General features: G+C 65.2%; 6 protein-coding genes and 1 pseudogene. 2 read left to right on the plus strand and 5 right to left on the minus strand.

The window, feature by feature from the left end; genetic code table 11:
• Positions 1-315: 315 nt before the first annotated feature.
• Positions 316-1677: a prenyltransferase gene (locus H8B02_RS42180; RefSeq protein ID WP_229171594.1), complete on the minus strand. Its 1362-nt coding sequence runs from the start codon at positions 1675-1677 to the stop codon at positions 316-318.
• A 72-nt stretch (positions 1678-1749) separates the two neighbouring features.
• Positions 1750-2463 carry a RadC family protein gene (gene radC / locus H8B02_RS42185; protein WP_229171595.1) on the minus strand — a complete coding sequence of 238 codons (714 nt, stop codon included), beginning with the start codon at positions 2461-2463 and terminating at the stop codon, positions 1750-1752.
• Positions 2464-2586: 123 nt separating this feature from the next.
• Between radC and H8B02_RS42190 the strand changes: the two genes are divergently transcribed.
• The gene (locus H8B02_RS42190; protein ID WP_229171596.1) at positions 2587-3306 is read left to right on the plus strand and encodes a DNA-3-methyladenine glycosylase I; all 720 of its coding nucleotides are present in this window, start codon (positions 2587-2589) and stop codon (positions 3304-3306) included.
• A gap of 15 nt (positions 3307-3321) precedes the next feature.
• Here the strand turns inward: H8B02_RS42190 and map are convergent, their stop codons facing one another.
• Together map and H8B02_RS42200 are read right to left on the minus strand one after the other, a co-directional pair.
• Entirely contained in the window at positions 3322-4146 is an 825-nt protein-coding gene (gene map / locus H8B02_RS42195; protein ID WP_092122802.1) for a type I methionyl aminopeptidase, read from the minus strand.
• A 169-nt stretch (positions 4147-4315) separates the two neighbouring features.
• Complete coding sequence (locus H8B02_RS42200; protein ID WP_229171597.1) at positions 4316-5632, minus strand: mechanosensitive ion channel family protein; 1317 nt, start codon at positions 5630-5632, stop codon at positions 4316-4318.
• 221 nt (positions 5633-5853) lie between these two features.
• Between H8B02_RS42200 and H8B02_RS42205 the strand changes: the two genes are divergently transcribed.
• A complete protein-coding gene (locus H8B02_RS42205; protein ID WP_229171598.1) occupies positions 5854-7647 on the plus strand; it encodes a potassium/proton antiporter in 1794 nt (597 codons plus the stop codon).
• A 9-nt stretch (positions 7648-7656) separates the two neighbouring features.
• Here H8B02_RS42205 and H8B02_RS42210 read toward each other — a convergent pair.
• Positions 7657-8284 (minus strand): annotated as a pseudogene (locus tag H8B02_RS42210) (hypothetical protein); the annotation flags it as partial.

Genomic DNA, 8284 nt, shown 5'->3' on the forward strand with positions numbered 1-8284 from the left:
TCCGGTCTAAACAGCATGCGGGCGATCCAGTACGCCGCGGCCCCTCGGCTCAAGCACAGGCGTCTCTGGAATACTGGATCACCCGCATGCGCGGGTGATCACACCGAACAAGCTGTTTGACCGGTTGAATCGAGGACCATCCTCACTGTCGTCCTGGCGAAAGCCAGGACCTATTACCCCAAATCTCAATTGTTGCGTTACGCTGGGGCCACAGCTCACTCTAACATCACGACTCTGTGGTTATGGGTCCCTGCTTTCGCAGGGACGACGGCGGGGCTTAATCAGCCGCATGCCATTCTTTCCAGGATGATTGCACTAGTTGCCCGTCAGCAGTGCAAACCGCCGTCGGTCGATCCGCTCGCGCGCCGATTGTCCCGCTGCGGCGCAAAGATCGGGTGCATAAAGCTGGCAGCTTTCGCGTTCGGCGATCGCCTTGTCGATCATGTCCAGAAGCTGGGCAGGCGCAATGTCGGGAGCCGCGGCAATGCGACCGGCGACGACGTGCTTTTCCATTGTCTCGTGCTCAGCGTGATCGATATCGGGGTTGCGCCAACAATTTGCGCACATGATCTTGAAGCTCTCCGAGTGCGAATAGATCACGGCGTCCCCGTCCAACTCTTCGCTGATGTCGGCCAATTGCCGTGCCGTCTGCTGCGTGCCCGCGAAAGCGAAGAACTGGTAATTCCGGCGCAGCAGCGTTGCCAAATGGGGGAAGACCGGGATCTGCTCGTCACCGTAGGTGTGATGCGTAATCGGGGCGCCATCCATGAGGATGACATCGCCATAATCGACGCCGAGATCGCGGTACAGCACGCTACGGATAATGCCATGGCACGGACTCAACCGTTCGATCCAGACCGTTTCCTCTTCGCCTGGGTCATCACGATCTGCCGTCCGCTCAGCAAGGGGACGCGCGGCAAGCCTCACCTTGCAAGCCGGATATCCACCCTCCGGCAACCCAAAGCGTCCATGCTCGATTTTCTGCTCCATGCGCTTCCACACGCCCAACGCGGTCGCGGCGTCGCTTGCGCCGGTGGCGCAGATGCCGAGGTTCCATTCGGTGCTGTCGACAGCCTGCTGTGACAGGCTTGCAGCGACGCGGTTTGCCGCCACGCCTTCGGCGAATCTGCCGCGCGTCTTGTAGAACAGCCCCAAATTGTAATGATATGCGCTCTTTTGCGGATCGATTCCGATCAGTCTCCGAAGACTGTCCTCGGCGATCGCATCGTGCTGGCGCGCCATCATTCGCGCCGACGTGGCGAGCCCGCGCAGGACCTGCTCCTGTTCAGGCTGCCCCTCGTAGCGCCTGGCCAGGCTGCCCAGCTTTGCGACCATCGTCTGAAATACCGGGTGTTCCGGCGGCGGCGCATTCAGATCGTCGATGTCGCGGACGGCTTCGAGGCACAGGCCGAGCCTCGAGAGGATAGCTATGTCGTCATCGTGGGCGTCTGCGATCTCTGAAAGAACGTCTGCCGCCTCTTCCCTCGCGAGGCTTCGCTCGTCGACAATCCATAACAACGCCATCGCGGCCTCAGGCTGGTGGCGCTGGGCGTTTCGTAGGGGGTGGACCTTCTGCGATGCAGCTTGCTTGCGGCCCGCCTCTCCCTCTGCAACGGCGTCACGCGCAATCGCGTCGATCTCGTCGAAAGAGAGAACCGCGCTGGGACCATTCGACATGATCATCTCCGTGGAGGCGCCTCGATGTGGGCAGGGACCGGCGGTGGTGTGACGCGCGTCGCCGCAGGGAGACTACATCAATTTCATGCCCTTCAGGCTGGTATGCCCGTTCTTGCCGACGATGATGTGATCATGCACGGCGATGCCGAGCGGCTTGGCGATGTCGACGATGGCTTTGGTCATCTGGATGTCTGCCTGCGACGGCGTCGGGTCGCCGGAGGGATGGTTGTGCACCAGGATCAGCGCGGTCGCGGACAATTCCAGCGCGCGCTTGATCACCTCGCGGGGATAGACCGGGGTGTGATCGACGGTGCCGGTCTGCTGCACCTCGTCGGCGATCAGCTGGTTGCGCTTGTCGAGGAACAGCAGGCGGAACTGTTCCTTGTCGGCGAACGCCATGCCGGTGCGGCAATAGTCGATGACGTCGTTCCACGACGACAGTGCGATGCTGCGCTTGATCTCGCCCTTGGCGATCCGGCCCGCTGCCGCGGCGAGCAGCTTGAGCTGGTTGATCGAGGCATCCTTGACACCCTCGACCTCGCGCAGCCGCGCCACCGGCGCGTGCACGACCTCGGCGAAGGAGCCGAATTTCGTCAACAGCGCCTTGGCCAAGGGCTTGGTGTCGCGGCGCGGGATCGCGGCGAACAGCGCCATCTCGAGGAGCTCATAGTCGGTCAGCGCGTCCGGCCCGGCGGCGTAGAAGCGCTCGCGCAGCCGTTCGCGATGGCCGTGATAATGCGGCGTCTCGTCGGTGTCGTCGTTGCTGGCATCGGGCTTGGCGGGCATCGGCCACAACCATGCCGTGCCTGCCGCGTTTTGCAAGGGCTGAAGCAACTTCCCGGTTTGCCACGATGCGACGGGCGAATTACCGTTACCTGCAACGTTCAGGATCAAAAAGGGGAGGGCGGCGTGACATCATTCAGGGTGATCCGCTCGCGCGCCGAGAAGCGCAAGGGCGGGCCGAAGGCGCTCGAGAAACTGCTGCGGCCGCCGGCGGGCGCCAAGGCGCTGGCAAAGCTCGGCGACGACCATGTGCTGGCCGAGATGACCAGGCGCGTGTTCTGCGCGGGCTTCGCCTGGAGCGTGATCGACGCCAAATGGCCGGGCTTCGAGGACGCCTTCCTCGGCTTCCAGCCCGCCAAGCTCGCCTTCAAGCCCGACGAATATTGGGAGAAGCTGACCAGCGACACCAGGATCGTGCGCAACGGCGCCAAGATCATGTCGGTGCGCGACAATGGCCGCTTCGTGCAGGAGATCGCGCGCGAGCACGGCAGCTTCGGCAAATTCCTCGCGGCCTGGCCGTCATCGGACGAGATCGGGCTGCTCGATCTGCTGACCAAGCGCGGCAGTCGGCTCGGCGGCAACACCGGGCAGATGCTGCTGCGCTTCCTCGGCTGGGACGGTTTCGTCACCTCGCGCGACGTCGTCGCCTGCCTGCGCGACGCCGGCCTCGATATCGCCGAGGAGGTCAAGTCGAAGCGCGACCTCGCCAAGGTGCAGGCGCAGTTCAACGCCTGGGCGGAGGAGACCGGGCTATCTTATCTGCATCTGTCGCGGATCTGCGCGATGTCGATCGGCGAGAATCACACGCCCGAGGAGATCGTCGAGCGGACGCGGAGCGACTACTGAACTCGTCGAGGATGCTTACACCTGAACCCACGGCTTCTCACCGTGGCGCTCGGACAGCGTGAAGATCTCGACGCCGTCGGCAGTGACGCCGACCGAGTGCTCGAACTGCGCCGACAGCGAGCGGTCGCGGGTCACCGCGGTCCAGCCGTCGGACAGGATCTTCACATGCGGTTTGCCGAGATTGATCATCGGCTCGATGGTGAAGAACATGCCGGGCTTCAGCGGCGCGCCTTCGCCGGGGCGGCCGATATGGATGATGTTCGGCTCGTCGTGGAACAGGCGGCCGAGGCCGTGGCCGCAGAAGTCGCGCACCACGCTCATGCCCTGCGGTTCGACGAAGCTCTGGATGGCGTGGCCGATATCGCCGGTGGTGGCGCCCGGCTTGACCGCGGCGATGCCGCGCATCATCGCCTCGTAGGTCACCTCGATCAGCCGCTCGGCCTTCCGCGCGATGGCGCCGATCGCATACATGCGGCTGGAATCGCCGTACCAGCCGTCGACGATGAAGGTGACGTCGACATTGACGATGTCGCCTTCCTTCAGCGGCCGGTCGCCCGGCATGCCGTGGCAGACCACGTGATTGATCGAGGTGCACGTCGAGTAGCGATAGCCGCGATACATCAGCGTCGCCGGATAGGCGCCGTGGTCGAAGGCGAACTTGCGGACGAAGTCGTCGATGACGGAGGTCGGGACGCCCGGCTTGACGATGTCGGTGAGCGCGTCGAGGCATTTCGACACCAGGGCGCCTGCCTTGCGCATGCCGGCAAAGCCGCTCGGTCCGTGCAGCTTGATCTGGCCGGTCTTGCGAAGCGAGGTGTCGGTGGCGTCGATATAGCTCATGGGCGGGATGTTTCTGCGGGCAAGGGGCTGATTTCAGGCCCTAATTTAATGATCGGCGCGCCCGGCGCAAGCCAAGGTTGGGCATGGGGACAATGCTCAAACGGCTTGATTTTCCGGGCCAAATCCGGAACAGCGGCGGCCGCTTGTCCGAAAAAGCCGCACGGAGGCGCTAGCTGGAGACCTCGACCACGCTCTCGACCGGCAGCGCGCCGCCGCGGATCCGGAGTTCCCGCACCGGGTAGGGCACCTTGATGCCCTGCTGCTTGAAGGCGTCCCACAGCGACAGCATGACGTCGCTCTTCACACCGTCCATGCCGTCGGGATCGGCGATCCAGAAGGTCAGCGAGAACTTCATGCCGAGCTCGGCGAATTCGGTCAGGATGCAGTTCGGCGGCTTGCCCTTGAGCGCGCGGGCGTGGGCCGTCGCGGTATTGATCGCGAGCTTGCAGACCAGCCTCGGATCGGCGTCGTAATTGGCGGCGAAAGCGATCTTCACCAGCGTGTTCTTGTCGGTGTAGGTCCAGTTGGTGACCTTCTGCGTCACCAGGTCCTCGTTCGGGATCAGGAACTCGCGGCCGTCGCCGGCGGCGACCGAGATGTAGCGGGTCTTCATCGCGCTGATGCGGCCCTGGCTGTCGCCGATGGTGACGAGGTCGCCCGGCTTCACCGACTTGTCGACCAGCAGGATGATGCCCGAGATGAAGTTGGCGACGATCTTCTGCAGGCCGAAACCGATGCCGACGCCGACGGCGCCGGACAGCACCGCCAGCGCCGACAGGTTGATCCCGACGGCGCTCAAGGCAATGGCGACCGCGATCACCATCAGGCCGATGCGGATGATCTTGACCAGCAACACCTGGATCGACGGGGTCAGGTCGGTCGAGCGGGTGATCTGGCCGTCGATGAAATTGCTGGCGATATTGCTCAGCCACAGCGCCACGATCAGCACCGCGCCGGCCTTGATCAGCAGCAGCGGGCTCAGCCGCAGACCGCCCACGACGACCGCGAACGAATCCAGCGCATCGGCCGCCCAGTCGAGCTGGCCGATGATGCTGAGGGCGGCGACCAGCCAGGCCACGACCGAGACCAGTTTGACGATGAAGGCGTTGTCGATCACCGAGGTCACGAGGCGGATCACGAGCCAGGCCAGCGCCAACTTGGCGGAGACCGCGATCAAATAGCTGCGGCTCGGCCAGGTCGCGTGCCACATCACGATGCGCGAGATCAGCATCAACACCGCGAACACGGCGGTGGAGGCGCTCGATACCATCACGCGGGCAAAGTGCCGGAGCGGCAGCGGCCACCGGCTCGCCAGCGACGACATGTTGACCCGTGTATGAATGGCGGTATCGGCGGCGTAGGCGAGGCCCGCGGCCGCGAGGATGATGCCGAACTGCAGATAGAACCAGGGCGAGGCGATCTCGGCGCCGACCGAGCGCGCCGCCATTTGGATCGATTCCAGGACGTCCTTCCAGCTCATGTCCATCGGCAAAGTCTCAACTTGAAGCGCGGGTCAGGCAAATGTGATTCGAATGCCCACGCAGAATCCCACAAAGGCGCGCGCGCGACCATCGATACAACACAGTGTCGAGGCGACCTAGGGGAGCAAAGACCGGGCACATTGCCGCTCATCTCAGAAATCGGTTGGCGTCCCAGTGTGGCGACGATAAGGATGCAATTGCAAGTATATGAGACCTCCGAAGGCGCATGGCATCCCTCGACTCCGTCAGTATAGCGATCCTGCTCGGTGCGGTGCTGGTGATGGCCGGCATCCTGTCCAGCCTGCTTGCGCTGCGGTTCGGCGCCCCCTTGCTGCTGGTGTTCTTGCTGGTCGGCATGCTGGCGGGCGATTCCGGCCCCGGCCGGCTGCAGTTCGACGACGTCCGCACCACCTATCTGGTCGGCTCGGTGGCGCTGGCGCTGATCCTGTTCGACGGCGGACTGAAGACGCGGTTTGCCAGCATCCGCACGGTGCTGGCGCCCTCGATGATGCTGGCGACCGCCGGCGTGCTGCTCACCGCGCTGATCACGGCGCCGGTCGCCCGCTATGTGCTCGACCTCAACTGGACCGAGTCGCTTCTGGTCGGCGCCGTCGTGGCCTCGACCGACGCCGCGGCGGTGTTCCTCCTGGTGCACACCCAGGGCCTTCGCCTGCGGCCGCGCGTCGGCGCGACGCTGGAGGCGGAATCCGGCACCAACGACCCGTTCGCGATCTTCCTCACTTTGATGCTGGTCGAGTTCATCTCGGTCGGCCAGAGCTCGGCCTCGCACATCGCGATGGAGTTCATCCAGGAAGCCGTGCTCGGCGCCATCATCGGGGTGATCGGCGGCCGGCTGGTGGTGATCGCGCTGAATCGCGTGGCGCTGCCGCAGGGTCTGCATGCGCCGTTCGTCACGACGGCGGCGCTGGTGATCTTCGGCGGCTCCCAGATCGTGCATGCCTCGGGATTCCTCGCGGTCTATCTCGCCGGTATCATCATCGGCAACCGGCCGACCCGCGCGCATAATTCGGTGGTGACGTTCCTCGACGCCGCGACCTGGCTGGCCCAGATCGTGATGTTCGTGCTGCTCGGCCTCCTGGTGTCGCCGCATCGCCTGCTCTCCAGCGCCGGCGGCGCGGTGCTGGTGGCGTTCGCGCTGATGCTGGTGGCACGGCCGCTGGCGGTGCTGATCTGTCTTGCGCCGTTCAAGTTCAACTGGCGGGAGAAGGTCTTCATTGCGTGGACCGGCTTGCGCGGCGCGGTCGCGATCTTCCTGGCCTCGATCCCGATGCTGGTCGGCCTGTCGAAGGCCTATCTCTATTTCGACGTCGCCTTCGTCGTCGTCATCATCTCGCTGCTGTTGCAGGGCTGGACGCTGGCGCCGGCGGCGCGGCGGCTGCACGTCGCGCTGCCGCGCGCCGAGCGCGGCCCGCGCCGTGTCGAACTGGATCTGCCCGGCCAGCTCGAGCAGCAGCTGGTCGGCTATCCGGTGCGGCCCAAGAGCCTGTATTTCCGCCGCGGGCTGATCCCATCGTGGTCGAAGCCGACGCTGGTGATCCGCGACCAGCGGATCCTGATGCCTGTTGAGGCCGATCCGGTCGCGCCGGGCGACTACATCTATCTGCTGGCGCCGCCGGAGCGCGCCGAGGCGCTCGATCGCTTCTTCGTCGACATGGCGCCGTCGAGCGCGCCCGATCCGCATCTGCTCGGCGACTTCATGGTGTCGGGCGAGCATACGCTCGGCGAGCTCGCCGAGATCTACGGCGTCAAGGTCGACGAGCACCAGGGCAAGCTGACGCTCGCGGATTATTTCGACATCAATCTCGACCGCGCGCCGAAGGAAGGTGCCGAGCTCGCGCTCGACGAGATCGTACTGGTGGCGCGCAGCATCAGCGGCGGCCGCGTCAATGTCGTCGGCCTGCGCCTGCCGGAGGACGACGAGAAGGTCGCACCGCAGACGCGGATGCAGACCGTCCGGCGCAAGCTCGCCGATATCTGGGCGTCGGTCGCCGGCGTCTGAGCCGCGCCGTCACTGCTTGCGCAGGAAGCTCGAATCCGGGGCGAACTTCTTGATCATGTCGGACAGGCCGTCGTCGGCCGGCGGGCCTTTGGACGTAGCGTCCGGCTTGGGCTCGTCCTTGAACTTCTGGCCGGAAATCTCGGCCAGCGCTGCGAGCAGCGTCTCGTCGAGATCATCGGCCGGTGTCTTCGCGGGCGGTGTTTTCGCAGGTGGCGTGTTGGCGGGCGGAGGCGCAATGGGCTTCGGCGGGGCGACGGCGCGGATCTCGGGATCGCCCTGCGGCGGCGTTGGCTCTGCCACCGGCTTGAATGTGTCCGCCCGCCTCGCGGCGGCCTCGCTGATGGCCGTGATCAACGATGCTTCGAGGTCGGCGGGCGTCTCGGCCGGCATCGGCGGCGGCTCGGCGGGCTTCGCGTCCCGGGGTGCGCGACCGAACAGCGGTTCTCGCTGGCCCGCCGTCGACGGCCGGCTGTCGGTGGTCTTGCCAGGCTCCTTGCCCGGCTTGAAGAGACCCGCGCGTTCGGCGGCGACCCTCGCGGAAGCCTGCTCGACCGTGGCGAGCAGGGACGCTTCCAGTGCATCGGCGGGATTGCTCGCCGAAGTCGCTGGCTTGGCGGCCGGGGCGGCCGCCTGAGGC

Source organism: Bradyrhizobium altum, from assembly GCF_020889705.1.
Taxonomy (GTDB): Bacteria; Pseudomonadota; Alphaproteobacteria; order Rhizobiales; family Xanthobacteraceae; genus Bradyrhizobium; species Bradyrhizobium altum.